We start from the raw sequence: 25226 nt of genomic DNA, 5'->3' as shown, positions 1-25226 counted from the left end.
GCATGGCGCGCGGCGGTGAACGGCTCGCCGAGGCGTTACGGGTTCTGGGGGCGTGCGGCCAGGACCTGGACGCCGACCAGGTGCTCGACGTGCTCTGGCTCGCCCGCAGGCTGCCCGTCTCGGCGGCCGCACCGCTGCACCGGGGCCTGCGCACCGCACCGCCGCCGACGGCCCGGCCGCCCGAGCCCGAACCGGACGAACAGTCCCGGCAGGCGCCCGCACCGGAACCGGACGACCACGACTTGCCCGACCTCACCGCTCCGTCCCTCTACGCGGCGGCCCGCCAGGCACCCGCCCCCGAGGTACGGCTACGCCCGCCCGCCCAGGAGCCCCGCCCGGCGCTGCCCGTCCGCGTCCCCGAGGGCAAGGCGCTCGGCGACGAACTCGAACTCGGCCGCGCGCTACGGCCGTTGCGCCGCCGCCGGGCCAGCCGGCACCACCTGGAGATCGACGAGGAGCGCACGGCCGCGCAACTCGCCGAGAGCAGGCTGCCGGACGTCGTGCAGCGCCCCGTCCAGGAACGCTGGCTGCATCTGGTGCTGCTCGTCGACGACGGCCTGTCGATGCTGCTCTGGCACCGGCTCGGCGCCGAACTGCGCACGCTTCTCGAGCGCCTGGGCGCCTTCGCGACCACGCGCGTCCTCGGCCTCGACACCCGCACCGCGCACGAACCACGGCTGCACGCCCGCCCGTTCCAGCAGAACAGCACACACCTGCCGACCAGCACGGTCAACGACCCTTCGGGCCGCACCCTCGTCCTGGTCGTCAGCGACGGCATGGGCGCCGCCTGGCGGCACGGCACGATGCACGGCCTGCTGTCCGCGTGGGCCGCCCGCGGTCCCGTGGCGCTGCTGCACACCCTGCCACCGCAGATGTGGGAGGCGTCCGGTATCCACGCCGAGCGCTGGCAGGCCACGACCCGGCGCATCGGCGGCGCCAACACCTCCTGGGAGATCACCGACCGGGTGCTGCCGCCGGACCTCGCCGAGTTCGACGGCATCCCGGTACCGGTACTGGAACCCACCGCCGCCGCGCTGCGGGACTGGTCCCACCTGCTGGCCTCCCCGGGCACCACCGTGGAGCTGCCGCTGCTCGCCCTGCCCAGCCAGTACGCGGCCGTCACCTCCTCGCGCGACCTGCACAGCGCCCAGCACTTCCGGGACGCGGCCACCCCGGAGGCGTACCGGCTCGCGGCACATCTTGCGGCTGTGTCGCCGCTGTCCGTGCCGGTGATGCGCCTCGTGCAGTCCGCGGTGCCGTGGCCGGCGCGCACCTCGCATCTCGCGGAGGTGTTCCTCGGGGGCCTCATCAGGCCGTATCCGGCGCCCGTGCCGGGGCCGCTGCCCGCCAAGCACCTGGTCTTCGACTTCCCCGACGAGACCAAGTCGGTGCTCCTCGACGCGGTCCCGCAGTCCGAGCTCCTCAGGACGGGCCGCAGTATCGGGCGCCGCCTGGAAGAGCTCGCGGGCAACTCGCCCGACTTTCCCGCCTGGCTCGCCCACCCGGACGGTTCCGCCCAACTGCCGGGCTCACACCGCCCGTTCACCAACGTCGAACGGCGGCTGCTCACGCGTTTCGGGGTCTCCGTCGAAGGGACGCGCGGCCAGCCGCCGCTCGAGCGGGCCCGGACAGCCGTCGAGGCGGACGACTGGGCACCGCTCACCGACGACGATCCCAGGCGCCTGGGCCCGTACGACCTGCGCGGCCGGCGGCGCGGACGGCGGACGGTGGTGTACCGGGGCGTCGACCGGCGAGGTGTGGAGGCGGTGCTGCGGGTGCCGCGTCCCGATCTCCCCGCCGTCAACGCCCGGTTGATCACCGCGGAGGCCGAGGCGCTCACCCGGCTGAGCGGGCGGTACGCGCCCGCCCTGCTCCGTTCCCGGCTCAACAACGATCCGCCCTGGCTCGCGATGGCTCCGGTGGCCGACGAGGACGCTCCCGAAGCGCAGCCGCCACGCCTCGCGGACATCATCGGCAGGGCCTACCAGGACGGCGTCGCGCCCTTCGACAAGCTGGCCGGCCTGCTCGTCGCCTGGCATCTGGCGAGCGCGCTCAACCTCTGTCACCTCACAGGTCTCGTGCTCGGGGACTTCACCGCGGACAGCGTGTTCGTGCTGCGGCGCACGGTGGTTCTGGCCGACCTGTCGGACGCCGTGATCGACGGACGCTACCTCGGCACGGGGCCCGTCCCGACGGCTGAGGACAACGTGCGCTCCCTGGGCGAGCTCCTCCAGCTCATCAGCACCAAGCCCGGTTCGGTGATGCCGGGGCTCCCGGAGGGCATGCACCAGTGGCAGGGCGACACCTGGGAGCCGTTGCGGCTGCTCGTCCTGCGCTGCCTCGACCCGGATCCGGCTCGGCGCCCGTCGGCGGGCGAGGTCGCGGATGTCCTCGCCCGGTACATCGCCATGGCCCGCGCCTCGCGGGACGGCACCGAGCCCTTGGCCCCGGTCGAGAGCACGGGCGCCGCCACGCGAGCGCCGCTCGCCCTGCCGCCGGCCTCGGAACGAACCCGCCCGGGTGACCGCCCGCTGCGGCTGTCCCGGTTCGGCGCCGCCCGCCGGGAGGACGAGACCCGCCTGGCCCGGCTGCGCGTACCACTGCGCCAGAGCCGGCGCGTCACCCTCATCGGCGCCTATCACTACAGCGGACGCGCCACGACGACGATGGTCCTCGGCTCCCTGCTCGCCACCGTCCGCGGGGAACCCGTCCTCGCCCTGGACGGGGCAGCAGCCGAAGGCGCGCTGGACGCGTTCCTCACAGACCGCAACCCGGCCACCGTGCGCGACCTCGCGGCCCTGCCCCTCGACCTCCCGTACGACGACATCCGCGCCCGCACGACCCGCCTCCCGTCGGGCCTGGAGGTGGCCGCACACCGTCGGGGCCACCGCAGCCCCAACCCCGCCCACGGCCAGGAGTACGCGCGGGTGCTGACCCAGACCGCGCCGCACTACTCCGTCGTACTCACCGACTGGTCGCCGCTGGGTCTCAGCGGCGCGGCCGAGGTCGTCCTGAACCTCACGGACCGGCTGATCCTGTGCTGCGGCTCCGCCGACTGGTTCCTCGACGCCGCGGCGCACACGCTCGACGGCGTACGCGACACGGGGCACTGGCAACTCGCCGACAACGCGATCGTGGTGGTCGGCGAGATCGAGGGATCCGGGAGCCGGCCCCTGCCCCCGGACCTCGCACGCCACCTCGGCATCGACCCCGCCCGACTGGTCCGCGTGCCCTTCGATCTGTCGCTGCGCAGCCCGGGGTTCCGAGATCTCGGTCGACTGCGGGCGGCAACCACGCGGGCGTTCCTGGACTTGGCGGGCCTCGTCGTCGGGGACGGAACGCACTGATCCCCGGGTGGCTATGACGTCGTCAATCGGGTTCTGGCACAGATCTTGCGGCGCGGTCGCGGAAGATTACTGAAGCAGGATCAGCTTGCGGAGTAGTTCGAATCCGGCTTGTCCGTAGAGCCTTTTGATCCTTTTTGATGCGGTTCGCGGCGCCTTCCGTGTCGCCGGAACTCCGGGTGCTTCTGAGGTGAGCGGCCAGTTGCGTAGGGCGGCGTCGGCCATCTCCTGGAGTTCGTCGCGGGCGACGCCGCTCGCGGATATGAGTTTTGTGTCCGCACATCCGGCCAGGAAGGCGGTACCCGGCCGACCGGGTTCGCTCAGGCGGGCGAACCCGGCGGCCTCGATCGCCGGACGGCCGGTTCAGTCGAGCCAGCGGGCCTTGTCCCCGATACGGACATGGCCGGGTTTCTCGACCGCCGCGTACACGCCGAGGGCGTTGCCGAGCTCGCGGGCGACCCAGCGGAGCACGGCGCGGTCGTGCGGGACGGTCGGAGTCTCCTTGGTGATCATCACGCAGCGGTCGCAATGCTCGGTGAAGCGCAACCGCAGCGTGCCGATGGCCATCCGGCGGCCGATCCAATCGTGCTCGGGGTACCCGGTCGCGTGGTCGCCGGGCACGTCGTCGAGCACCAGGTTGGGCCGGAACCGGCTGGCGTCTATCGCACTGTCCGGCAGCGTCGAGCCGAGGCTGCGCAGTGCCGTCGTTGTCAGTACGTGGAGCGCGGTGTGAGGCCGGTGCGGCTGGTGCTCGACCAGCGTGACCTTGGCCTGTACAGCCGTACTGAGCCGGCTGGCAGCGTCAGGCGCATCGGAGCGGAACCGCCGGCCGTCCGGCAGGACCAGTTCGGCCACGCCCGGCCCGAGGGTGGCCGCCCGCAATCGCATGAGCGCCGGAACAGCACCGGCCCAGGTGACCTCTTCCCGCTCGTCGTGGATGGCGATGCCCCGGTCACCTTCGATTCCGAGCACACCGACCGTGGCGGCGGTCAGTCGCTCACCACCCACCGACTTCACCGGATACCGCCACAGTTGGTCGACCCGCATCCATCGCCCCCTTGTCAGGATGTCCTCGACAGCACGCCGACCTCGCAACCGAACCCGACCGCGAAGCGCCCGCCCGGTGTCGCCGTGAGTGCGTGCACGGGGAAAGGGAGCAGGTGGTCGGTACCGGCTGGGCGCCCTGCGGTGAGATCGCGGAACCGTACGGTGCGGTCGTCGCCGAAGGCCGCGACGAGCCGTCCGTCGGCCATCGCTGAGACCGCCAGTGTGTTGCCGGAGCCTGACTCGGCGGCCTGGGCGTCGTGGATCTGCTGCCCCGTGGACAGGTTCCACAGGCGTATCGTCCGGTCCCGGCCCCTGCTGATCGCGACGGGAGCTCCGTCCAGGGTGGCGGTGGCTACGGCGGTCACCCAGTCGGTGTGGCCGGTCAGGGGTTCGCCGAGCTGTCGGCCGGTGGCGAGGTCCCACAGTCGCACCGTCTTGTCCCAGCTGCCCGTCACTGCCACGGGCCGTCCGTCGAGAACCGCGGTGGCGACGGCGGTAATACGGCTGGAGTGGCCGGTGAGAGGCGCGCCCAGGGGCTGTCCGGTGGTGAGGCCCCAGACGCCCACGACGCGATCGCTGCCTGCGGTGAGGGCGACGGGCACGCCGTCCAGGGTCGCCGAGGCGATGGCTAGGACTCTGCCGTGGCCGCTGGGGATCGGACGGTGGACGGTTCGGCCGGTGGCGAGCTCCGTAATGTGCAGGGTGGCGTCGGGGGCGGCCGTGAGGACGACCGGGTGTCCGCCCACCACCGCCGTCGTCATGGTGGACACCTCTGCGCTCAGGGAGTCGGAGGCCTGCGAGCCGGTGGTCAGGTCCCAGGTGTGCACGGTGTGGTCGGCGCCCGCGGTGACGACCACGGGGACACCGTCGAGGACCGCTGTGGCGACCGCCAGGACGGGTTCGGTGTGTCCGGCACGCACTCGGCCCCCGTCCCTTTGGGCAGCGGTGAGGTCCCAGGTGCGCACCGTGTGGTCTTCCCCTGCGGTGACGGCTACGCGACGTCCGTCCACCACGGTGGTGGTGACGTCCCACACCTGGCCGGTGTGCCCGGTGAAGGGCTCACCCTCCTGTACGCCGGTGGCGAGATCCCAGACCCGTACGGTGCGGTCGCGGGATGTCGTGATCGCCAGGGTGCGCGTCCCGACCGGGGCGCTGTCGATGGCCCACACCCGATCGGTGTGACCGGTCAGCACACGGCCCGCGGGTGACGGGTCGAGCGTGACGGTGCCGTCCGGACCGGCGAAGAGGCAGACGGGCGTGTCCTCCAGCACCAGGCTCCGGGAAGCGGCCCTCACCCGGATTTCCCAGGGGGACTCCTCGGCGAGCAGGCCGTTCGTCCGGGCGGAGATCAGGCTCGACAGATCGACGAAGTCTCCCGTATCGCTATTGATCAACTCCTTGCCTGTGGCTGCTTCCAAGGGGATGCTGCGAATGCTCCGCGTACCGGCAGGGCCCATGGGGTCCATGGGGCTCGTCGGCAGGTCCCAGAAGCGCAGTGTGTGGTCCACGCCCACGGCGAGGGCGACTCTGCGCCCTTCCAGGGTCAGTGTCGGGGACGGGCCGTAGGGAACGAAATCGGGGGCGAGGTCGCCGACGAGTTCCGGTGGACCCTCGTAGTGGGTGTCGAGGACCACGACCCGGCCGTCGACGACCGTCAGGGTCGACACCGTGTCGGCGGCCTCCAGGTCTGACACCGCGTCGTCGTACTCGGCCTCCGGCACCAACTCCCGCAGGTCGGCTGCCAGAAGCACGTGTCGGTCCAGATCCCACACACGGCCCGCCTGGCCCTCCTCTTTGGTTACGGCGATGTCCCACTCTCCGAGTTGCAACGGTCCCTCGGCCGGCAGGCACTCGCCGACCTCGCGGCCGGTGGCCAGGTCCCACACCTGCGCGGGGTGGTCCGGCGGGCGCGTCACAACGACCTCGCGTCCGTCCAGCCTCCCTCTGTCCACCATCCAGGGGAACACCCCGAGCCGACTGCCGGTGGCCTGGTCCCACACACCCAGCGTCCGGTCCGCCGCGATGGCCAGCACCACCTGCCGGCCGTCCAGGACCAACCGCGTCAGCCCCAGGGCCAGTTCGCCCGCAGAACGCCCCGTCTCCGGATCCCACAGCCTCGCGGTCCCGTCAACGTGGCACGTGAGGATCAGAGGTTGCCCGTCGACCACCACCGTGGCCAGGGCCACCAACTCGGGCGACAACGACTCCATGGGGTCGGGAGGAGCTGCCGTCAGCGTATGCAGCCGTTCCCCCGTCGCCGGGTCCCAGACACACACCGTCGCGTCGCGGCTCGCCGAGACGACGACCGCGCGCCCGTCGACGACCGCCGTCGCCACTGCGACCACGGGGGCATCGTGACCGTTGAAGGAGCGGAGCAGCCGAGGGTCGGACGCGGAACCGCACGTCCAGTCCGCCCGCCAAGAGGCCGGCTCATGCGAGGAATTCACTTCCCGGGACACGTGATCAGATCGTTCCATCATGGCCCAAACCTATGGGGCCCCACTGACAGCGCCCCTCGGAGTGCGGCCCGCTCGGCATGATGTCGAAGGCACGCCCGCGTTGGCGTTCAGATCCTGCGCGGTCGCGTACTGCCTGGCGGTCACTCGCCTGCAGGCAGGGACGTGGGCTTGCGCAGCAGCCATTGTCCGAAGGTTCGCCGTGCGGGCCGTACTACGACGCGGCCGTGGGCCGTTGTGCCGACCAGCTCCACGCGCAGCGTGGTCGGCGTCTCGTGGTCTGGAGCCTGACGAACCTTGATCTTGCTGTGTACGAGGCTCAGGGCACCGGTATCGACCACGATGCCCGGCTTGGTGATCAGCGTCAGCTTCTTGCCGGCCGTGTTCATGTCGATCTGCAGGGTGTCCTGCGTGATCACTGCCTGAGTGAAGTCGAGAGTCACCGCACACCACGCAGTGGCCAGCTCCAGCCTCCGCGGCACAACCCAGCGCCCCACGCGTTTGATCGCACCGCTGTGGATCCCCTCGATCCGGAGTACGTCCTTGACCTCCGCTACGGCCGTGCCGGTCGAGGTGGACACGGTCGGCAGGTCAGCGGTCAGTGCGGTCAGCTCGGTGACGGTACGCGCCGACAGGGCAGCTTCCAGGCGCTCGTCCAACTCGTCCGCGGTCAGCAGGCCGTCCCCTGCCGCGATTCGCAGTACGTCCACCACCCGGTCCCGGTCCGCATGAGAGGCCCTCAGCTCGGGCGACGAATCGAGGCCGGAGTCTTTCCCGGTGGGCGAAATCTCTCCCGACATACTTCCGTCCTGGTCCTGTCGAACGTCCTGGTCCTGTGGAACGTCTCCGCGCGACGCAGGCAGCGGCGCGAGAAGAAGACTAACGCTATATCGCGACATGGGTCCCGGCTGGGTCCCATCACGCAGAGGCGATGGCCGGCGTCGAATCACGGCATGCGGCATCCATCATGCCGAGGCCGGTCTCGACGTACATGAGGGAGCGTCACATCTGGCGATATCAAGCGTCCCGGATGCGGGAGGCTGCCGGGGGAGCGGACCCTGAAAGGTCACCCCGGGGCCGCGCTGCGCCCGTGCCTCCTGGCCCGGCCCCCTGGCGTGCGCAGACCGCCTTCGGCTCCGCCGTAAGTCCACCAATCGAATCCGCCGTCGGGGTCCTCCAGAAAGGATTGGGTGCAGTGGCTGTCAGGGGCTCATGATTCGGGCATGGAGATTCCCGACCGACGGATCCAACTCTTCGCTGGTATGGGCAGTGGCGACCGGTTCAGCAGCCCTGCGACGGGGGACGAACGGCCCATGCTCATCGCGATGCTGGATGCCCAGCGCGCCACCCTGGAGCTCAAGTGCTCAGGTCTCGGGCCGGAGTTGGCGATGCGATCCGTGGCCCCGTCCTCGCTCTCGCTGCTCGGCCTGGTCCGGCATCTCGCTGACGTGGAGCGCCGCTGGTTCCGGGCCGTGCTTGCTGGGCACGACGTCGAGCTGCGCTTCTCCTCTACGGATGCTCCAGAGGGCGACTTCGACGGCGCGGCTCCTGCCCCTGAAGTCGTCGCCGCTTCCTGGGAGGCCTGGCAGGACGAGGTCGCATTCGCGCGCGCGTTCACCGCTGAGGCTCCTCACCTCGACATCCAGGGCCATGACACCTGGCGAGGAGCGGTTTCCCTCAGGTGGGTGCTCATCCACATGATCGAGGAGTACGCCCGCCACAACGGACACGCCGACCTGATCCGCGAGCGGATCGACAGAGCCGTCGGGGTGTGACCGAAGTTGTCACCGCCCGACCACGGCTGTCCGTACACATCCGTGAAGCTCACAACCCATCTGCTGCGAGCGGGAATTGAGGCTTCCCATGGGCTCGGTCGGGGACTCGTGCGACAACGCCCTCGCGGAGAATCTGTGGATGCTGATCAAGACGGGGTGCATCCGCGGCCGCGTTTTCGCTACCCGGGCGGCGTGACCATCACCGGCATTCAACTTGGCGAAGATCCCCTTGGGCTTCGGCACGGCCCTACCCAGGCTCTCATGGCGTGGTCGATCCCTAGATCGACACGTCACTGAATTAGCGCTCCCGAACGGTGTAGGTCAGGTGCGTCACCCTTGGGGAGGGCTCCGCGCGGACCGGCTCCAGCGCCAAGCGGCCCGCGTCCACGCCCTCAAACAGGCGGATCCCGGAGCCGAACAGCACGGGCGACAGCGCGATCGAGAACTCGTCGACCAGGCCCGCGTTCACGTACTCCAGGATCGTCGCGCCGCCGCCCGCGATGCGGACGTCGCGGTCGCCGGCGGCCTCGCGGGCCAGGTCGAGCGCGGTCTCGATGCCGTCGTTGACGAAGTGAAACGTGGTCCCGCCCGGCCGCTCCCAGGGGTCACGCTTCTCGTGCGTCACGACGAAGACCGGCGTGTGGAACGGCGCCTCCTCCGGCCACATCTGCTCGCCGGCGTCGAACATGCGCTTGCCCATCACGCTCGCGCCGGTGCGCTCGAACGTCTCCCGCACGATGTCGTTGTCGTGTCCCTCCTCGCCGCCCTCGCCCAGCTTCAGGTTCTCCCGGAAGAACCGCTGCGGGAAGATCCACTGCTGCAGTTCCATCCACTGCTGCCCCATCAAGTCCCCGAGGGACTCGGGTGCGATGAAACCGTCCAGCGACATCGACACGCTGAAGAACACCTTCCCGGCCATCAGCCCTTCGCCCCCTTCCGAACGATCTCGGTGACGTACGCAGCCAGGTTGCTCAGGGTCTGCCGGCCGCCCTCGATCGCGTGGTATTTCTCGACCGCCTCGTCGCGCAGTTGCTTGGTGGGGAACACCGTGCGCATCACGATCCGGGTCGCCGCATCGTAGGGCTCGAACGTCAGGACCGACTCGAAGGCGTTCGGGTCGTCGCGGGACTCACCGTGCAGCAGCGCGATCCGCTCCGGCGGGGCGATCCGCAGCCAGCGGATCCACTCGGAGTAGTCGGTCCCGTCCGGCCCGTGCAGCACGAAGTCCCACTCCCCGCCCTCGCGGAACTCGAAGGACCGCGTGGTGGTGGTGAACCCCTCCGGACCCCACCACCGCGACAGGTGCCGGACCTCGGTGAACGCCTCGAACACCAGCTCCCGTGGGGCGTCGATGACCCGGGAGATGACGATCTCGCGGTCGGCCGTCGCTGACTGCGTCGGCACTCCTCGTCCCGTCGCGCTCATCAGCTACTCCTCCTGGCTTGCCTGCTTGAGGTCCTGCACGTACGTGTCCAGCCGGTCGAAGCTCTCATTCCAGAACCGCTCGAAACCGCCGGTCCACTCGTGGACCGGCCGCAGCCCGTGGGCGTCCAGGCCGTAGAGGCGCTGCTTGCCCGCCCCGCGGACCCGCACCAACCCCACCTCCCGGAGCACCCGCAGGTGTTTGGACGCTCCCGGCTGGCTCATCCCCAGCTCCTGGGCCAGGTCGGTCACCGGCCGCTCACCCGCCCGCAGCAGTGCCAGGATGTCCCGGCGCTGCGGCTCGGCGATCGCGTTGAAGACGTCCGACGTCGTCGCTGCTCGTGCCATGGCAGCCATCGTATTCCTATATCGGCATACGTCAACGGTTGGAAATCGGGCGAGTCTCGTCGGATGACGATTGCAGGCCCCCCGGCCCCGCCCAGCTGTGGACGTGTGGTGAACCGCCCGTCAGGGCGCTTGTGCAGCCAGCCGCGGTCGGCGAGCTTGGTCATCTTCGCCCGCAGCGGCTCCAGCCTGCCGCGCACCGACGCGTCCAGCCCCAGCCGCTCGCCAACCGCCCTGACCTGCACCGGGCCGTCCGCCTCCCGCACGAACGGTCGCTGCTGCGGCGCTTCGGGGTCTCGGGCAGGCTCGCGGGCCAGAACGCCGTACGCAGTGAGTAACCGGTCGGACAACCGGCGAGCGCCATCGCCGTACGTACGGCGATGGCGCTCGCGTCCAGCACGTCGATCCTGGCCGGGGCCGGCGGCTGCCTCTTGAAGGACCGGCCGGGCACCGCGGGACCGTCGCTCTTCCGTGACGGACGTCAGACGGGTGTCAGGTGGCACAGCGGTCCGAGGCGGAGCCGACGAGGGGCGGCGGCCTCGGTGCCGGGTACGCCCTGGGCGCGGAGGGCGTCGATGTCGGGGCGATGCTGCCCGAAATCGCCGTGAACTTCGCGGAGTTGGCGCCCTTGGCCAGGTGCGCCGGCACGGACACGGTGCGGTAGGTGGTGGCCGAGCCGGTCGGCGGGAGGGCCACGACGTACGAGTCCTGGCCGCCCACCTGGATGGTGGCCTTGCGTGCCGCGGTGCCGCCCTTGGCGTAGGTGATGTCCATCAGCTTGGTCCCCGCCGCCGAGGCGGTGACGCCTGTGAACGTCGGGGTGGCGGCCATGCTGGCGTCCTCGTACGCCCACGAACGCCGTCAGTGCGCTCCGGCTGGGGGCGTTCCGACGCCGTCGGATGGCGCCGTGGTGCGGTGTGCTGTCATGGGTCAGGTCGCGGTCCACGGCGACGGCGAAGAAGGGCAGCTGCACGTCTCCCTCGACCGGGTCGCCGATGTCGAGGAAGACGGCCGAGGTGCTCGTCGGATGGGCACCGGTCGGCGATGCGAGGCCGCCGACCAGCAGGAATGCACGGCGCCATACGGTTCGGCCCGCTGGGCCGTTACTGGGGAGAGCCCTTTGAACTCGCTTTGTTCTCACGGAAGTTCACTGCATTCAAGGGGAAGAGGAACTTCCCAGGGGAGTACTGGGCGGCGGTCTCACGACGTTGGTGCTGTTGTCGGTGGGGGCGGCAAGTGATCTTCTCTATCACGGCCTTCGATCGGGGCGACATCACGCCATCGACTCCAGAATGCGGTCGAGTGTCCGGCGCCCCATTCTGCTCATCGTCGGATTGCTCTCGATGTAGTACCAGACAACACCCATCGCCTGTTCGAACGCCCATGCCTTGCCGCGCTCCCACTCGAGATCGTCACAGACCAGTGTTCGTCGGAGCACTTCCCGCGGGCCTGGCTGCAGCAGGTGCCAGGCACTGACCAGATCCAGGGCGGGGTCGGCCGGGCCGAAGCCGCCGGTGTCGAGTACGCCGCTGAGCCGGTCTCCCGCGACCAGTACATTGCCGGGAATCAAGTCACCATGGCTCATCACGTCGGCACCCGTGCGTGGCAACTCCCGAAAGTGGCTCCACACCTGGCGCAGTCGGGGCACGTCGAGCAGCCGCTTACTCTCCTCGAAGCACTTCGCCATCCAGTCGTCGTGGTGAGCGAGAACGCCGCCACGACCTTCGCCGCTGAAATGCCGCCCCCGCGTCTCGGCGTCCCGCAGGGCTGCGATGAAAGCCGCAAGGTCTTCGGCAAAGGCGTCCGACCCACTCGGGTCGGCATCAAAGGCGACCGTTCCCGGCAGCCATGTCTGGACCGACCACGGCATGGGGTAGCCCGCTCCAGGCTTTCCCAAGGCGACGGGTTCCGGGGCGGGGAACCGAGACACCTGTGCCAGCTCCGCGCTCGCTTGTGCTTCCTGTTCCAGAACCGCCAGCGCCTCGGCAGCATCGGCCAGACGCAGTGGGAAACGCGCAGAAAGGTCGTTCCCGATGCGGAAGATGGCGTGGACCGTCCCGGTCGACGACAGGAGTTGGATCGCCTTGCCGCTCCACTGAGGGAACTGTTCTTGGATCAAGGTCGCAACGATGTCGGTGGTCACGTCCACTTGGTCATCGTGCATGGTCAATCTCGCAGGCCCTTCCACTAGTCCAATTCGAAATGCCGGAAGCAGACCAGATCAACTGAGACGACAGCCAGTATTCATACGCCAGGGTCCACATCAACTGAGATTTGCGGCCACCCAGGTGTCTCAACCGTTCTGGTCGCTGATGGCGATGAGCCGACACCGGTGGGTGCCTGTCCGGAGGGCAGATTCTCGGCAGGCACCACGAAGCAACCTTCGTTCGCGGGGGGACTGCTCGATGGCTCTCGTGCCACCGCGGACAGCACCGTGTGTAGCCGGCCGTCCTCGCCGCCTTCGTCACCGGCCACGAATTCCCGCCTGGCGTCTGCGGAGATGATCAGCGGCCTCTCGATCCCGGCAGCCTGTACGAGAACGAGTGGTCCCCCTGGGTCACGTTCAAGATCCGAAACCGGTCCGTCGACAACGAGCCGCCCGAGCCCATCGCCACCCACGCGGCGCTCGGCGCGGCGACTTCGAGGGCGAGATCCCGCCATGTCCCAGTGGCCAGGCCGTCTCCTGCATGCCCATGCCACAAAAGGGAGGAGCAACCAGGGAAGAAACGACTTGGTTCTCCGGGCCCTTATGAGTGATCGATTTCTCTGTGCCGGCCGGCGGCGGTCGGGTGCCGGTTGCTATGTCTTCGGGGAATTTCCCTGCTCAGATGCTCACGACATGGTTACCGGTCAGGCGTAGCGGAGCGCCACCTCTCAGTCGCGTATTGGCCAGTACATGACTAACTAGGCTGACTTAGTGTCAGTTAGCGTCTTTCGCGCTGGATATCCCAGCAAATCAAGTTCAACAGGGGGGATTCTTCTCATGCATATGAGAGCCAAGGTCACAACGACGATCGCGGCAGGGATGCTGGCCGCCGCGGGCATGTCTGCGCCTGCTGCCGCGGCGACAACGCCCGCCGACCGGGAGGCCCGGGCAACGACGTCCGACGTGACCATCGCCAACACGTGGGTCTACACGTGGACCAGCGCGAACATCCGCAGCTGTGCGTCCACCCAGTGCAGCATCAACTACTCGGTCCCGGCCGACTACCGGCTCAGCGCCATTTGCTGGGCACCCGGCGAGCGGGTGAGCCAGCATGGCTACTCTCACAACAAGTGGGTCCTGCTCGGCTCGGGTACGAGCTGGATCTGGGGCGGCCTGCTGAAGGGGAGCGAGACGGGCAACGTACCCAACCGCTGCTGAACTTCGTTTGAGTGACGAGTGCTCGCGCCGCTCGGGAGCCGAACCAGCAGGCGCTGAATAGGCACTTGCCATCCCCGGAGTAACCGACTCGTCGCATCATGAAGGCCACCAGCTGCGTCCGCACCCGCCCGGGGCTCCGCTGGTGGCCATCTGCGTGCCACGCGCGAATTCTCAGCGTCTTGGGCACCGCGGGCAGTGACGCCCTCCCCGCCTTCCCCGCCCTCGTCATCGAGGACCACCAGCGCGCGCCTGCCCGCGGGCCGGTCACGGTACTGGCCGCCTCAGCCGGGCTCGCGCTCGCTGAGCGCCCAGACGGTCGCGCTTGAACGCGCGGCGGCGGTGCCGGCCTCTGCAGCCGGGACCTCCGAGAACGTCGGCATCTCCCGCCGCCGATCACGTCGCTGCTGGTGTACGGGCGGTCGTTACCTGCACCGGCGCACGACAGCGAGCAGACCCCGCCCAACTCCCGGATGGTTAATTCGGGGCCGTGTGTGGCGTCGGCCTTCAACACTGGAATCCCTGGCAGCCGCCCCGCGGACCATCGACGCGGACAGTGCAGCGGTCTTCGTGCAGGTCGTCGACTCATGCCTGGCAGACGCCCAGGACCAGCAGATGTGGAGAGACCTGATGGCGGCGATCCAGTACTTCTGGCGACATCCGCTCGCCGAGCAGGTACGCGAGGAAGGGCTGGCCCAGGAGAGGGCGGAGAGCGTTCTGCTCAATCTTCAGTGGCGCCGGATCGACGTACCGGATGCCGTCCGCGAGCGCGTTCTCTCCTCCACCGACATGGACGAACTCGGCACCTGGCTCGAACGCTCCTACCAGGTGAGCGACGCGTGGGAGCTGTTCGCCGAGGGTGCTTTGAGCCGTACGGCTTCTCGGCGAGGGGGCGAGTCAGCCCGCCCCCGTCCGCCACGGTTGCTCTGTCCGCCCCGTCAGTTGCGCGACCAGCCATACACAACCCGCAGACATCGTGTCACCGACCCACGGAACGCTCGGCAGCGACCAAGCCAAGTCACACCGCCGGGCTGGGCCCCATCCCCCGAGGGGCCCAGCCCAGCCGCGTTACCGGCCCTGCGCCCCGTACATCAGCCGCCGCAGCACCACCTCCACCGGCCCTCGACGCCCCGCCCGCTCGAGGGCGTACGCCCCCGCCACAGTGATCAGCCAGACGCCGACCGCGAAGAGCGCCATGGTCGCGCTGGTCAGGTGTTCGCCCAGCCCGAGGCCCCAGGCGGCCAGCACCGGGGCGAAGAGCAGCGAGTGCGCGAGGTAGCAGGACAGGGACCGCTTGCCGACCGCCGAGACCGCCACCGCGGCTGCTGACCCCCGTCGGGTCCTCCTGCTCGTCCACCAGTGCGCGAACAAGGCGACGGCGGCGACGTAGCCGAGTCCGGCGGCGTTGCCCGTGAGTTCCCGGAGCAGGAAGAGCGCTCCCGTTTCGCTCTGCGCGTCGTCCGGTACGTCGAGGGCCCCGACGTGGGCGAGCGCGGCGGGCAGTGCGCCGAGCCAGCCGACCGTGATGCCGATGACGGCTGTGCGGCGCAACAGGGTCCGATGGAGCCCGGGTTCCTCCAGGACGCGGCGGCGTGCCGCCCAGAAACCGAGCAGGAAGATGACGTAGCCACCGCCGACGAGCGTGAGCAGGCCGCCGGAGGTGACATACAGGCCGGTGGAGATGCGGGTGCCGGCCGCGTCGAGCCAGCTCTTCTCGTCCGCGGCGTACGCCACGTAGCCCGCATCCGCGTCGGCGGCGTTCCCGAGGGACCCCAACTCTCCCTGGAGCAGAGCCGATACGACCGGCTGCAGCGACACGAGGACCAGGTGGGCGGCACCGATCCAGATCCACCACTTCAGTGCGCGTTCGCTTCGACGCAGGAAGACGAGGCCGAGGACGAGGCTCAGCACTCCGTAGTAGCCGACGATGTCGCCCGCCATCAGCAGAGCGGAGTGTGTCAGGCCGATGACGATCAGCCAGAGACTGCGCCTGCGCAGGATCCGGACCGTGTCCCGCTCGGAGGTGCCTGCGGTCGTCTGCCGCAGATAGAGCTGCATCATCCCGTAGCCGAAGAGGAACGCGAAGAGCGGATAGATCCTCAGGTCCAGCACGGTGATCATGGTGAACTGCACCGCGTGGTCGAGCCACGAGCCGTCCACGGGCTGCCATCCCGAAGGTCCGCCCCGCGCCGCCCAGAGATGGAAGGCCGTGTTGGAAAGGACGATGAGCAACAACATGAATCCGCGCGCGAGGTCGGGTGCGAGCGCCCGCTCCTCGGCCCGTACGCCCCCGCGCCGCACCGGCTTCTCTTTGCTCGCGATTGTCATGGACCCAACGCTAAGGAGGTCCTGACACGTCCCGCTATCGGTCGGCGGTCGCGCGGCGGCCGACCAAGGGATGATGCAGGGGCGGAGGGCCGCGACCAAAGTTGGCAACTCCCGGGCGGGGCCCGCCTCGTGTCAGAACCGGTAGGTTCTCCGGCGTCACAGTTGTGCGATTACGGCGACGCGGAAGGGTCGGCGCCCTGATGACCAGGGCTGGAAGTACCCGTTGGTGGACCGTCAGCGACCTGCGGGCCGCGACGGACGCGCGCAGTACGCCGCCGAACTCAGCCGCCGCTCGAAGAGCGGATAGCGGAACCGAGCACCCGTTCGCCAGGTGCTCCTGGCGCATGGCTGCGAAGCGGTCGATGTCCTCCGGGCGGTCGGAAGACCCGTCAAACGGACAGCTGTGAAGGATGAGTCGGCAGATGGCGGTGTGCGCCGTCGTGTCTGATGTGTCAGGACGCGGGATCGACAGCAAGTGTCGCTTTCTGGTGGTGTCGCGCAGCAGAGCCGATATGCCGGCGTCGTGGTCGAAGTACTCCACATCGGTGTCGGACGGGATCAGTTCGGTTTCGCAGAAGACCCGCGTGGGCCCGTACACGCCCGCGCTGACCAGGATGTGGCGGCCGGGACCGGCGTGCGCGGCGGTGATCGCCGCCAGCCCGCTGCTGGTCGCGATACACGTCTCGGTGTTCGCGATCTGGGCCATTGGTTTTGTACGTGGGAGCTGACACCACTTGTTGTTCAGAGCGGGGAACGCCCGGTTTCGCCGGAGGGCGATGTCTCGGGTTCTGACAACACCCGGGGGCTTGCGGTGGAAGCATTGACGTGCTCTGCGGGATGGGGCAGCGATGGCGCCACCGAAATCCAAGGTCGACTTGTACGCGGCGATCCGCCGTGATGCCCGGGCAGGGATGTCGTACCGGGCCTTGATGCGTGAGTACGGAGTCGGATTCCGCACGGTGAAGGCCGCGTTGGAGTCGGTCTGGCCGGGCGCAGAGTGCAGCCGCAGGCTGACCCGTCCGAGCCTCAAAAACCGGCCAGAGACTGCGTTCACCGCTATCCGTGCCACGACCGAGTGCGCGTGCGCTGATCAGGCTAAGCCGGACGGGGGAGCGAGTTGAGGCCGTCGATCGCGATGTCGGTGGCCCTTTGAACGGCTTTGTAGGTCTGCTCCGGCCGGTTGCCCCGCTTTTGGCATGCGGCGACGACGACCTTGATCGCCCCGACCAGCGAGCCCACCGCCGCGGCGGCCTCGACGAGGTCCAGCTCGGGGCAAGCGAGGTGGAGCGCTTCGGTCAGCTGTAGCTGGATGTCGAACAGCAGGTGCAGTTCGCGCGCCTGAAGTGCCGGGACCGACGCGATCAGCCGGGTCCGAGCTGGGCCGACCTTCCGTGCCAACTCCGAGTCCGTGTCCGCGAAAACACTCTGGTCGATGACGCGCCGCAGCAGGTCGGCCACCGGTTCGCCGGGCTGCCGTTCCCCGATGATCTCGACCGCGCGCTCCAGCCGCGACCTGTCGTCGAAGAAGACGATGTCGTCTTTGCTGTCGAAGTAGCTGAAGAAGGTCCGTGTCGCGATGTCTGCGGTGGCCGCGATCTCCGCCACGGTTGTCTGGTCGTAACCCTTCTCGGCGAACAATCGCAGGGCGCCTTCGATGAGCGCTTGCCTCGTGCGCATCTTCTTCCGCTGGCGCAGCCCTGGGTCGCTGGTCACGACAGCACCTTACCGCATGCGATGTAATTTTGCATTCATTGACGTTTTGCATTGAGTGCTGCTTCATTGGGAGGTCCGTACCGACCGAGGAGCGGCCGATGGAGAGCACGTCCCCGGCAGTGGTCATGCCCACGGCCCGCCAGAACCCGTTCGATCCGCCAGAGGAGCTGCGCCGCCGGCAGGGGCTCGGCCCGATCCATCGGATGACCTACGTCGACGGTGGTCAGGGGTGGTTGGTGACCGGCTTCGCCGCAGCGCGGGCGATCCTGGCAGATCCCCGGTTCAGCGTCCGCCCTGACCACATGCGCTCACCGGTTGCCCAGCCGGCAAGCGTGCCCGTGCCGCCGGGGTCCTTCCTCCGCATGGACCCGCCCGAGCACGACCACTATCGGCGGTTGCTCACCGGTGACTTCACGGTGCGCCGGATAAAGCTCCTCGAACCGGAGATCGAGGCAATCGTCAATGACCAGTTGAACGCGATGGAGCTCGCCGGGGGCCCGGCCGACCTGTTCAAGGCATTCGCGCTGCCGGTCCCGTCACAAGTGATCGGCGAACTGCTCGGGGTGCCCTACTCCGACAGGCAGGGGTTCCAGCGGAACGCCGCCACGCTCTTGAACGTCGACCTCACACCGGAATGCCGGCAGGAGGCGGTCAGGGAGCTCATGGCATATCTACGGGACCTGCTGCGCCACAAGCGTTCCTGGCCAGAGGAAGATGTGCTCAGCGGGCTCGCTGCGCACGAGGGACTTACCGCGGACGAGAGGGCCGGACTGGCGCTCCTGCTCCTGACCGCCGGGCATGAGACGACGACGAACCTGCTCACGCTGGGCACTTTCGCTCTGCTGGCCAGCCCCGCACAGTTGGCCGAGGTCCGCAGCAAGGAGGAAGACGCCCCTACGGTGGTCGAGGAACTGCTGCGTTACCTCACGATCATCCATCACGTGGTCCGCGTCGCGCTTGAGGACATCCAGCTCCACGGCTGCCTGATCATGGCCGGCGAGTCCGTCACTGTCGCACTTTCCGCGGCGAACCGGGACGCTGACCATTTCGCCGACCCGGACGCGCTTGACCTCACCCGCTCCACGGCCGGACACCTCGCGTTCGGTCACGGCCTCCACCGGTGCCTCGGGCAGCGACTGGCCCGCGCCGAAGTGCGCATCGCCCTCCCCGCACTGCTTCGCCGCTTCCCGGCACTGCGTCTCACTGTCGCGCCCGAGGAAGTGCCCCTGCGGTCGGCCATGCCGGTCTACGGCGTGCGTGAACTTCCGGTCACCTGGTAGGCAGATCAAGGTCGAGAAGAACGACGTGTGCTCGGCGACTTGCAGCGCGACGTCTGCGAGTTTGAGCAATGCCCCTTCACTGCCGGCTCCCCACCGCCATCCGGCCCTTCAAGCACTGCCCGCATCACCGTCCCCAGGCACCTCCCCGACTAACGCGTCCAGCGGATACCCGCATCGGACCACGATCGTCTGGATCAAACTCACCCAGGCGCACGGCATGGATCAGGTGCGGCCTCCGGCGTTGTCACTTCTCATCGACATTTCCGACCCGAGTGATCGCTAAGTGCTTCCGGAAACCGCCGACAAATGTTGTCCGCTCCCACCTACGAAACCAGGCCATGGCGCGTTGCAGTTCGAACGTCGTCGAGGTGCCTGATCTGCCGTAGCGCGGACCGTCGAACACCAGCGCGTTCTGCGCCTGCTTGTAAGCGTCGAACGAGTCGAACACGGTCGTCGACGTACGCATCAGCGGAGGGCTCACTGAGTGTGCGGCGGCAGCGGCCTGCCGAGCGGCGTGAATCAGAAGTGTCTCCGTATCCATCAGGTGGTCCTTTGGTGATCAATGACATGGGAGTCGCAGAACTGACGCGGCATCGGATGCAGCCCCGTCCGTAGCCGCTCTCCGCCCGTTGACGTCACCCCGAGCCGGTCAGCGGAGGCCGGGCGGCTAGGCGGACGCGTGGGTGACGTCTGGGTCGTCGGCCTTCGGCTGCCGAGCAGCCCCCAGGTGCGGCGCGGTCGGCTCGGGCAGGTTACGGAAGAGCAGACAGCTCAGCAGGGGCATCAGGACGAGCGGCGCCAGGGCGGTCTGCAGGGACGTGGCGTCGGCGAGGCTGCCGATGACGGGGCTGGCCAGGCCGCCGATGCTGACGGTCAGGCCGAGGGTGATCCCGCTGGCGGTGCCGACCCGCGAGGGCAGGTAGTCCTGGCCGAGTGTGACCTGCAGCGAGAAGGGCACATACAGGCTGGCCGAGGTCAGCGCCAGGAACAGGTAGATGGCCGGGCCCGGCACCCACACGACGCCCGCGACGGCCGCGGCCGTGATCAGGTACGACCAGCGCGAGACCGTCACCCGGTCCCAGCGGCTCGCCAGGGATCCGCCCAGCACCGAGCCGATCGCGCTGCCGAGGTAGAGCACGGTCAGGGCCGCAGTGCCGGCGGCCGTGCTGCCATCCAGGCGCTGGCGGGCGTACAGCGAGATGAAGGTGCTCAGACCGACGAACGCGATCGACCGGAAGACCACGGCCAGTGACAGCTTCACGAAGGAGGCGATGTCGTCGCTTCCGGCCGGCACCGTCGTGCCGGGTCCGTCTGCCTGGCTCTGCTGCAGGGCGCGCACCACGGGCAGGCACAGCGCGGCGCCGACGAGGGCCGGCAGCACCAGAAGCGGCGTCCAGCGCAGTCCTCCGCTGGCCACCACGGCGGTGACCAGGAGTGGGGCCAGCGCGAAGCCGATATTGCCGCCGCTGGAGAACCAGCCCATGGCCCGGTGACTGCCCTGGCTGGCGATGCGGGCGACACGAGCGGATTCGGGGTGGTAGGCGGCCACGCCGACCCCGGAAATCGCGACGAACACGAGCGTGAGCGGGTACGAACCGCTCAGTCCGCTCAGCGCGACGCCGACACCGCCGAGCAGCGTGCTGACCGGCAGCAGCCAGGGCATGGCCCAGCGATCGGTGAGCGCACCGAACACAGGCTGCGCCACCGAGGACAGCAGCGAGGCGGCCAGCACGATGCCCGAGGCGACCGCGTAGGAGTAGGCGCGCTCCGCGATGAAGAACGGCACCAGGGCCGCCACGGCGCCCTGGTAGACGTCGACGCAGGCGTGCCCGACGGACAGCAGAGTGATCGATGTATTCCTTCGCACCCCACCATGGTTCGAGCCCGCCTTCGTGTCGCGCTTCCGATAAACTGCCGAATGATGACGAAAATCCGCCATGAGCCGATCGCTCCGACGCGCACCCAGCGGCTGGCCCCTGGCGGCGGAATCGACGCCCATCGGCATGACGACCACCAGATCGTTTACGCCGGTCGCGGCGTGCTGGCCGTCACGACCAGCTCGGGCTCCTGGGTCGCCCCCGGCACCCGTGCCATCTGGGTCCCGGCCGGCGTCGTCCATGCCCACCAGGCCCACGGCGAACTCGAACTGCATCTGATGGGAGTGCCCGCCACCGACAATCCGCTCGGTCTCGACGCACCGACCGTGCTGGCCGTCGGCCCCCTGCTGCGTGAACTGATCATCGCCTACACCCACACCCCCGACGACAACAGCCCGGAACGGACCCGGCTGCGCGCGGTACTGCTTGACCAGTTGCGAGCCTCCCCCCAGGAACCGCTGCACCTGCCCACACCGGCCACGCCCCTGCTGCGCACGCTGTGCGAGATCCTGCTGGCCAACCCGGCCGACCCCCGCACTCTTGCCGAGTTGGGCCGCCAGGTCGGCGCGAGCGACCGCACGCTGTCCCGACTCTTCCGCAGCGACCTCGGCATGACCTTCCCCCAGTGGCGCACCCAATTGCGGCTTCAGCGCGCGCTGGTCCTGCTGGCCGAGAGGGAACCGGTGACCGCGGTGGCACACCGCTGCGGCTGGTCCTCAGCCAGCGCGTTCATCGACGTTTTCCGGCGCACCTTCGGCCACACACCCGGCTCCCATCCGACAGGCTGACCGACGAGTCCGCCGACTCGCGGCATGACAGGGCGGCCCGCTAGGAGGCGCGGGGGCATGGGGTTCAGTCATCGTCCTCGGCATCTTTGACGGCGTCCGGATCCCAGAACGCTCGGACACTGTCACTGGTCGTCAGGAACGTCACCGTCGTGATGGTGGGCACCGAAGATGCTGGCGATCCCGGGAGCCTTTCCGCAGCCATGAATCACCGGGATTGCCAGTACTGCGGAAGCCCTGGAACGGTCGTCGAAGGTCGCAGTGGCCAAATACGCCTGGAGCGGATGCGAACGCCTCGGCCTGCTCCGCGTCCGCGACGACGTCATCGTCCTGTACCGGATGCGATGTTCACGAGTCAGGTGGTGTGTCGGAAACGAGGTTGTCGGGGTGTGAGTCGAGAGAGGTGAGCCCGACCGGCCGCCACACGCTCCTGGACCACACCGCCCTCGACGACTGCCGGACACCTGCACCGAGCGCGGCGTCTCCGTTCTCGGCGCCTCTCCGGGCTGCTCGCCACGGCGCGGCCTGCTCATAGAGCGCCTGTCGACTACGCGCCGCTTCACCGGACGTCCTGCGGCGAGCACATGGGATCGCCGACTGTGCAAGGGTCGATGCACTTTGGTGTAGTTCCTGGGGGATGATTTCCTGCGTGACGAAGGAAGCGGATGCCGGTGCGAGCGTTGAGGAAGCCCATACGTGGGACGCGCGGTTGGGCTGGGCGTTCGGGCTGATAGCCGACGATCCAGCCGAACGGGCTGCGGCGCTGGTCCGTCTTGCTGATGTCCAGGGGAACGTGCGGGATGCTCTTGGTCGGTTCAATGAGGTGTGGCGCTCGACGCTGCCGCTTGGAGGGCAGGAGCGATGGCGGGATCCGGCCTTCCTGCAGGCACATGATGCGTACCTCGAAGCCGGGAGGTATTCGCTGCCCGACGCGTTGTGGAACCGCCCGCCCGGGGACATCAGGACATGGCGGGGTCTGCCCTATGCGCTCCTCTTCCTGGAATGGGAGGCAAGGTATCCGCAGGAGTGGACCCGGCATGCCAAGAAGTGGGGCACGAAACAGAGCCTCATACGGGACGTGGCGGTCGCTGACCACTGCGAGACGGTCAGGACGAAGCTCACCGATCTGGTCGAGATCGTCGTTCAGAGGGCGTACCGCTGCAAGGACCGCGAGTACCTGCGCGTTGCTCGAGCCGTCGACAGTGAGGATCTGCGCGGCAGGCTTGAAACTGCCGCTCGGTCTGACAACCCATGGGCACGGCGGCATGCTGGCTATGTTCTTTGGCTCCTCGATCGCCCCGCGGTGCCCAACACGATCCACGTCTGGCAGAACTGGATTGCGGCCGAAGCCAGAGAGTGAGGTCTCCATCCGCCCCTTCCGCGAACGCGGGACGCCGAACATGTCGGCGATCTGCTGGACTGTCTTCTCCCGCTCGTCGTAGAGCCGTTGGGCGAGCGCGGCTTGGTCCGCGGTGAGCTTGGGTCGGCGCCAGCCGACCCTGCCGCGGGCCCGTGCGGAGGCGAGCCCGTCGCTGGTGTTCGCCACGATGAGTTCACGTTGGAGCTCCGCGAGCACGCCGAGCATCGCGCGGCTCTCCATGGTGGCGGTGTCGATGCCCTGCTCTATGACGTGCAGTTCGACGCCGCGCCCGCGCAGCTCGGCGCCGAGGGTCACCAGGTCGAGCACGGAGCGGGAGAGTCGGTCGAGCCGGGTGACCTTCAGCGTGTCGCCCTCGCGTAGCAGCTGCATGACGAGGTCGAGCTTCGGGCGGGACGCCTTCGTGCCGCTGGCGCCGTCGGATTGCGCTGCGGCCCATCCGATTCGCCGCGTCCTGCGCACCCTTACTGGACCGACGTTTTGAGGAGGGAACACGGCATGCCTTCAACCACACACACCGTTGTCCGTCGTGGTCGCCTGCGCCGGGCCGCCGCAGCGGCACTCTCTCTGGCCGCGCTCACCGTCGGCGCGGCCTGGGCACAGGCACCGGCCGCCGCGCAGATGCCCGCGCCGGGCTCAGGCGACGGCCGGGCCACCGCACCGAGCAGCCCGGTCCCCGGGTTCCTGTTGGACCACGGTCGCTACACCACCATCGAGGCGCCCGAAGCCGGTGTGCAGGTCTTCCCGACCGGCATCAACAACCGCGGGACGGTCGTGGGCGAGTACGTGCGAACCGACGTCCGCGAGTCTGGGCTGCTGCGGGACCCGGGCGGCCGGACCACCACCTTCAACCTCCCCGGCGCCCGCGGCACCGAAGCCAACCAGATCAACGACCGCGGCCAGATCGCCGGCACCTTCAGCCTGGACACCCCCATCGTCAACAACTCGGCCCGGCCGATCGGGTACGTGCTGGACCACGGCAAGGTCACCCGGTTCGAGTTCCCGGGCGCGCCCAGCACCAGTGTGTCCGCCGTCAACAACAGCGGCTTGCTGGTGGGCAGTTACACCGACGCGGACGGCCGGAGGCACGGCTTCCGGTGGCAGCGCGGCCACTTCACCACGCTCGACGTGCCCGGCGCGGCCAACACCGTTCCCCTTGGACAACAATGACCGCGGCCAGATCGTGGGCTGCACCTCCGATGCAGCTGGCACCGCGACCCGCGGCCTCCTGTGGGAGCGCGGCCGACTGACCACCATCCAGGCCCCGGGGTCCCGGTTCACGGATGCCTCCGGCATCAGCAACCGCGGCCAGATCGTGGGCAGCGCCTACGACGACCCCGACCTGACAGGGGCCCGCGGGTATCTGCTGGCCGACGGCGTTCAGGGACGATTCACCCCGATCACCGTCCCCGGCGCGCCCCGGGCGCTGGCCGCAGGCATCAACGACCGCGGCCAGATCGTCGGCCTCTACGAGAACCCCGCCGGAGCCCATCCGCAGGACGCGGCAGCTCACCCATGAACACCCCCGGCCCGTTCGGCTACACCAGCGGGTCCTGAAGGCGACGTGGAGGTGGACACGACGCGTACCGAGTCTCTGCTGTGCGCGCGACCCATCGCCGCCCACGTCAGCTGATCAGCGGCCTGTCTCGGCCGCCGCCATCTTCGCCGCCGCCAGCTTGATGGCCTCACGGACGCGGAAGTACGTCCCGCAGCGGCAGACGTTGTCGATCGCGTCGATATCGGCGTCGGTGGGGTTGCTGGTCCTCTTCAGCAGGGCGACGGCGGCCATGATCTGGCCGGGCTGGCAGTAACCGCACTGGGGGACGTCCTGCTCCAGCCAGGCCTTCTGGACAGGATGGAGACGCTCTCCGTCGGCGAGGCCCTCGATGGTCGTGACCTGGCGTCCGGCGGCCTCGGAGACAGGGACCACGCACGGGTTGACGGCTTCGCCGTCCAGATGGCTGGTGCAGGCCTTGCAGACGTCGATGCCGCAGCCGTACTTGGGCCCGCGGATGCCGAGCAGATCGCGCAGGACCCACAGCAGAGGCAGGTCGGCGGGGGCGTCGACGGTCACGGAGGTGCCGTTCACGGTGAAGGTGTGCTGGGGCATGCGGG

General features: G+C 69.0%; 22 protein-coding genes and 2 pseudogenes. 9 read left to right on the top strand and 15 right to left on the bottom strand.

Annotated features, from left to right (window positions below):
• Positions 1-2 precede the first annotated feature (2 nt).
• Positions 3-3347, top strand: a complete 3345-nt coding sequence (locus tag ACQEVY_RS05795; RefSeq protein WP_432945478.1) for an SAV_2336 N-terminal domain-related protein — start codon at positions 3-5, stop codon at positions 3345-3347.
• A gap of 360 nt (positions 3348-3707) precedes the next feature.
• Here ACQEVY_RS05795 and ACQEVY_RS05790 read toward each other — a convergent pair whose 3' ends face one another.
• The 3 genes from ACQEVY_RS05790 to ACQEVY_RS05780 form a co-directional block, all read right to left on the bottom strand.
• Positions 3708-4391 carry an MOSC domain-containing protein gene (locus ACQEVY_RS05790; RefSeq protein WP_432945476.1) on the bottom strand — a complete coding sequence of 228 codons (684 nt, stop codon included), beginning with the start codon at positions 4389-4391 and terminating at the stop codon, positions 3708-3710.
• Between the two features lie 14 nt (positions 4392-4405).
• On the bottom strand, positions 4406-6868 hold the full coding sequence (locus ACQEVY_RS05785) for a WD40 repeat domain-containing protein (RefSeq protein ID WP_432955080.1): 2463 nt from the start codon (positions 6866-6868) through the stop codon (positions 4406-4408).
• A gap of 122 nt (positions 6869-6990) precedes the next feature.
• Positions 6991-7647: a DUF1707 SHOCT-like domain-containing protein gene (locus ACQEVY_RS05780; RefSeq protein WP_432945474.1), complete on the bottom strand. Its 657-nt coding sequence runs from the start codon at positions 7645-7647 to the stop codon at positions 6991-6993.
• Between the two features lie 423 nt (positions 7648-8070).
• Here ACQEVY_RS05780 and ACQEVY_RS05775 point away from each other — a divergent pair, with 423 nt between their 5' ends.
• Positions 8071-8622 (top strand): DinB family protein, encoded by a 552-nt coding sequence (locus ACQEVY_RS05775; protein WP_432945472.1) that lies wholly within the window; start codon positions 8071-8073, stop codon positions 8620-8622.
• A gap of 298 nt (positions 8623-8920) precedes the next feature.
• Here ACQEVY_RS05775 and ACQEVY_RS05770 read toward each other — a convergent pair whose 3' ends face one another.
• The 5 genes from ACQEVY_RS05770 to ACQEVY_RS05750 form a co-directional block, all read right to left on the bottom strand.
• Positions 8921-9541, bottom strand: a complete 621-nt coding sequence (locus ACQEVY_RS05770) for a dihydrofolate reductase family protein (protein WP_432945470.1) — start codon at positions 9539-9541, stop codon at positions 8921-8923.
• A complete protein-coding gene (locus ACQEVY_RS05765) occupies positions 9541-10047 on the bottom strand; it encodes an SRPBCC family protein (protein WP_432945468.1) in 507 nt (168 codons plus the stop codon). The genes ACQEVY_RS05770 and ACQEVY_RS05765 overlap by 1 nt, the downstream gene beginning before the upstream one ends.
• A 3-nt stretch (positions 10048-10050) precedes the next feature.
• Positions 10051-10392 carry an ArsR/SmtB family transcription factor gene (locus ACQEVY_RS05760; protein WP_432945466.1) on the bottom strand — a complete coding sequence of 114 codons (342 nt, stop codon included), beginning with the start codon at positions 10390-10392 and terminating at the stop codon, positions 10051-10053.
• A 489-nt stretch (positions 10393-10881) separates the two neighbouring features.
• Positions 10882-11220 carry a hypothetical protein gene (locus tag ACQEVY_RS05755; protein ID WP_432945464.1) on the bottom strand — a complete coding sequence of 113 codons (339 nt, stop codon included), beginning with the start codon at positions 11218-11220 and terminating at the stop codon, positions 10882-10884.
• Between the two features lie 442 nt (positions 11221-11662).
• Positions 11663-12553: an aminoglycoside phosphotransferase family protein gene (locus tag ACQEVY_RS05750; protein ID WP_432955079.1), complete on the bottom strand. Its 891-nt coding sequence runs from the start codon at positions 12551-12553 to the stop codon at positions 11663-11665.
• Positions 12554-13372: 819 nt separating this feature from the next.
• Between ACQEVY_RS05750 and ACQEVY_RS05745 the strand changes: the two genes are divergently transcribed.
• Positions 13373-13753, top strand: a complete 381-nt coding sequence (locus tag ACQEVY_RS05745; protein WP_432945462.1) for a hypothetical protein — start codon at positions 13373-13375, stop codon at positions 13751-13753.
• A gap of 1065 nt (positions 13754-14818) precedes the next feature.
• On the opposite strand, the gene ACQEVY_RS05740 is transcribed toward ACQEVY_RS05745, so the two are convergent.
• From ACQEVY_RS05740 to ACQEVY_RS05730, 3 genes are all read right to left on the bottom strand, one after another.
• A complete protein-coding gene (locus ACQEVY_RS05740; protein ID WP_432945460.1) occupies positions 14819-16078 on the bottom strand; it encodes a DUF418 domain-containing protein in 1260 nt (419 codons plus the stop codon).
• 34 nt (positions 16079-16112) lie between these two features.
• Complete coding sequence (locus ACQEVY_RS05735) at positions 16113-16784, bottom strand: PLP-dependent transferase (RefSeq protein ID WP_432945458.1); 672 nt, start codon at positions 16782-16784, stop codon at positions 16113-16115.
• Between the two features lie 389 nt (positions 16785-17173).
• Positions 17174-17791, bottom strand: coding sequence for a TetR/AcrR family transcriptional regulator (locus tag ACQEVY_RS05730; protein WP_029181127.1), 618 nt, complete (start codon positions 17789-17791; stop codon positions 17174-17176).
• Positions 17792-17889: 98 nt separating this feature from the next.
• Here ACQEVY_RS05730 and ACQEVY_RS05725 point away from each other — a divergent pair, with 98 nt between their 5' ends.
• The gene (locus ACQEVY_RS05725) at positions 17890-19071 is read left to right on the top strand and encodes a cytochrome P450 (RefSeq protein WP_432945455.1); all 1182 of its coding nucleotides are present in this window, start codon (positions 17890-17892) and stop codon (positions 19069-19071) included.
• A gap of 244 nt (positions 19072-19315) precedes the next feature.
• Here the strand turns inward: ACQEVY_RS05725 and ACQEVY_RS05720 are convergent, their stop codons facing one another.
• On the bottom strand, positions 19316-19612 hold the full coding sequence (locus ACQEVY_RS05720; RefSeq protein WP_432945453.1) for a PLP-dependent transferase: 297 nt from the start codon (positions 19610-19612) through the stop codon (positions 19316-19318).
• Between the two features lie 126 nt (positions 19613-19738).
• Positions 19739-20938: an MFS transporter gene (locus ACQEVY_RS05715; RefSeq protein WP_432945451.1), complete on the bottom strand. Its 1200-nt coding sequence runs from the start codon at positions 20936-20938 to the stop codon at positions 19739-19741.
• Positions 20939-20992: 54 nt separating this feature from the next.
• Here ACQEVY_RS05715 and ACQEVY_RS05710 point away from each other — a divergent pair, with 54 nt between their 5' ends.
• From ACQEVY_RS05710 to ACQEVY_RS05700, 3 genes and pseudogenes are all read left to right on the top strand, one after another.
• Complete coding sequence (locus ACQEVY_RS05710) at positions 20993-21736, top strand: AraC family transcriptional regulator (protein WP_432955077.1); 744 nt, start codon at positions 20993-20995, stop codon at positions 21734-21736.
• A 228-nt stretch (positions 21737-21964) separates the two neighbouring features.
• Positions 21965-22078, top strand: a pseudogene (locus ACQEVY_RS05705) (Ku protein); the annotation flags it as partial.
• A gap of 304 nt (positions 22079-22382) precedes the next feature.
• Positions 22383-23093, top strand: a complete 711-nt coding sequence (locus ACQEVY_RS05700) for a hypothetical protein (RefSeq protein ID WP_432945449.1) — start codon at positions 22383-22385, stop codon at positions 23091-23093.
• Positions 23094-23291: 198 nt separating this feature from the next.
• Here the strand turns inward: ACQEVY_RS05700 and ACQEVY_RS05695 are convergent.
• Positions 23292-23483: pseudogene (locus ACQEVY_RS05695) on the bottom strand (recombinase family protein); the annotation flags it as partial.
• Between the two features lie 126 nt (positions 23484-23609).
• Between ACQEVY_RS05695 and ACQEVY_RS05690 the strand changes: the two are divergent.
• Positions 23610-24281, top strand: coding sequence for a hypothetical protein (locus tag ACQEVY_RS05690; protein ID WP_432945447.1), 672 nt, complete (start codon positions 23610-23612; stop codon positions 24279-24281).
• Positions 24268-24630 (top strand): hypothetical protein, encoded by a 363-nt coding sequence (locus ACQEVY_RS05685; RefSeq protein ID WP_432945445.1) that lies wholly within the window; start codon positions 24268-24270, stop codon positions 24628-24630. Before ACQEVY_RS05690 ends, ACQEVY_RS05685 begins: the two co-directional genes overlap by 14 nt.
• Positions 24631-24744: 114 nt before the next feature.
• On the opposite strand, the gene ACQEVY_RS05680 is transcribed toward ACQEVY_RS05685, so the two are convergent.
• Positions 24745-25221 carry a (2Fe-2S)-binding protein gene (locus tag ACQEVY_RS05680; RefSeq protein ID WP_432945443.1) on the bottom strand — a complete coding sequence of 159 codons (477 nt, stop codon included), beginning with the start codon at positions 25219-25221 and terminating at the stop codon, positions 24745-24747.
• Positions 25222-25226: the final 5 nt, after the last annotated feature.

It is taken from the genome of Streptomyces sp. CA-288835, from assembly GCF_050936385.1.
Taxonomy (GTDB): domain Bacteria; phylum Actinomycetota; class Actinomycetes; order Streptomycetales; family Streptomycetaceae; genus Streptomyces.
The sequence above is the reverse complement of the archived record's forward strand: the minus strand, read 5'-3'. Positions and strand labels throughout refer to the sequence as shown.

What these genes read in the sequence shown, in the direction of transcription:
- ACQEVY_RS05795 (WP_432945478.1), top strand. Translation starts at nt 3, where the DNA reads ATGGCGCGCGGCGGTGAACGGCTCGCCGAGGCGTTACGGGTTCTGGGG.
- ACQEVY_RS05790 (WP_432945476.1), bottom strand. Translation starts at nt 4,391, where the DNA reads ATGCGGGTCGACCAACTGTGGCGGTATCCGGTGAAGTCGGTGGGTGGT.
- ACQEVY_RS05785 (WP_432955080.1), bottom strand. Translation starts at nt 6,868, where the DNA reads ATGGAACGATCTGATCACGTGTCCCGGGAAGTGAATTCCTCGCATGAG.
- ACQEVY_RS05780 (WP_432945474.1), bottom strand. Translation starts at nt 7,647, where the DNA reads ATGTCGGGAGAGATTTCGCCCACCGGGAAAGACTCCGGCCTCGATTCG.
- ACQEVY_RS05775 (WP_432945472.1), top strand. Translation starts at nt 8,071, where the DNA reads ATGGAGATTCCCGACCGACGGATCCAACTCTTCGCTGGTATGGGCAGT.
- ACQEVY_RS05770 (WP_432945470.1), bottom strand. Translation starts at nt 9,541, where the DNA reads ATGGCCGGGAAGGTGTTCTTCAGCGTGTCGATGTCGCTGGACGGTTTC.
- ACQEVY_RS05765 (WP_432945468.1), bottom strand. Translation starts at nt 10,047, where the DNA reads ATGAGCGCGACGGGACGAGGAGTGCCGACGCAGTCAGCGACGGCCGAC.
- ACQEVY_RS05760 (WP_432945466.1), bottom strand. Translation starts at nt 10,392, where the DNA reads ATGGCACGAGCAGCGACGACGTCGGACGTCTTCAACGCGATCGCCGAG.
- ACQEVY_RS05755 (WP_432945464.1), bottom strand. Translation starts at nt 11,220, where the DNA reads ATGGCCGCCACCCCGACGTTCACAGGCGTCACCGCCTCGGCGGCGGGG.
- ACQEVY_RS05750 (WP_432955079.1), bottom strand. Translation starts at nt 12,553, where the DNA reads ATGCACGATGACCAAGTGGACGTGACCACCGACATCGTTGCGACCTTG.
- ACQEVY_RS05745 (WP_432945462.1), top strand. Translation starts at nt 13,373, where the DNA reads ATGCATATGAGAGCCAAGGTCACAACGACGATCGCGGCAGGGATGCTG.
- ACQEVY_RS05740 (WP_432945460.1), bottom strand. Translation starts at nt 16,078, where the DNA reads ATGACAATCGCGAGCAAAGAGAAGCCGGTGCGGCGCGGGGGCGTACGG.
- ACQEVY_RS05735 (WP_432945458.1), bottom strand. Translation starts at nt 16,784, where the DNA reads ATGGCCCAGATCGCGAACACCGAGACGTGTATCGCGACCAGCAGCGGG.
- ACQEVY_RS05725 (WP_432945455.1), top strand. Translation starts at nt 17,890, where the DNA reads ATGGAGAGCACGTCCCCGGCAGTGGTCATGCCCACGGCCCGCCAGAAC.
- ACQEVY_RS05720 (WP_432945453.1), bottom strand. Translation starts at nt 19,612, where the DNA reads ATGGATACGGAGACACTTCTGATTCACGCCGCTCGGCAGGCCGCTGCC.
- ACQEVY_RS05710 (WP_432955077.1), top strand. Translation starts at nt 20,993, where the DNA reads ATGACGAAAATCCGCCATGAGCCGATCGCTCCGACGCGCACCCAGCGG.
- ACQEVY_RS05690 (WP_432945447.1), top strand. Translation starts at nt 23,610, where the DNA reads ATGCCTTCAACCACACACACCGTTGTCCGTCGTGGTCGCCTGCGCCGG.
- ACQEVY_RS05680 (WP_432945443.1), bottom strand. Translation starts at nt 25,221, where the DNA reads ATGCCCCAGCACACCTTCACCGTGAACGGCACCTCCGTGACCGTCGAC.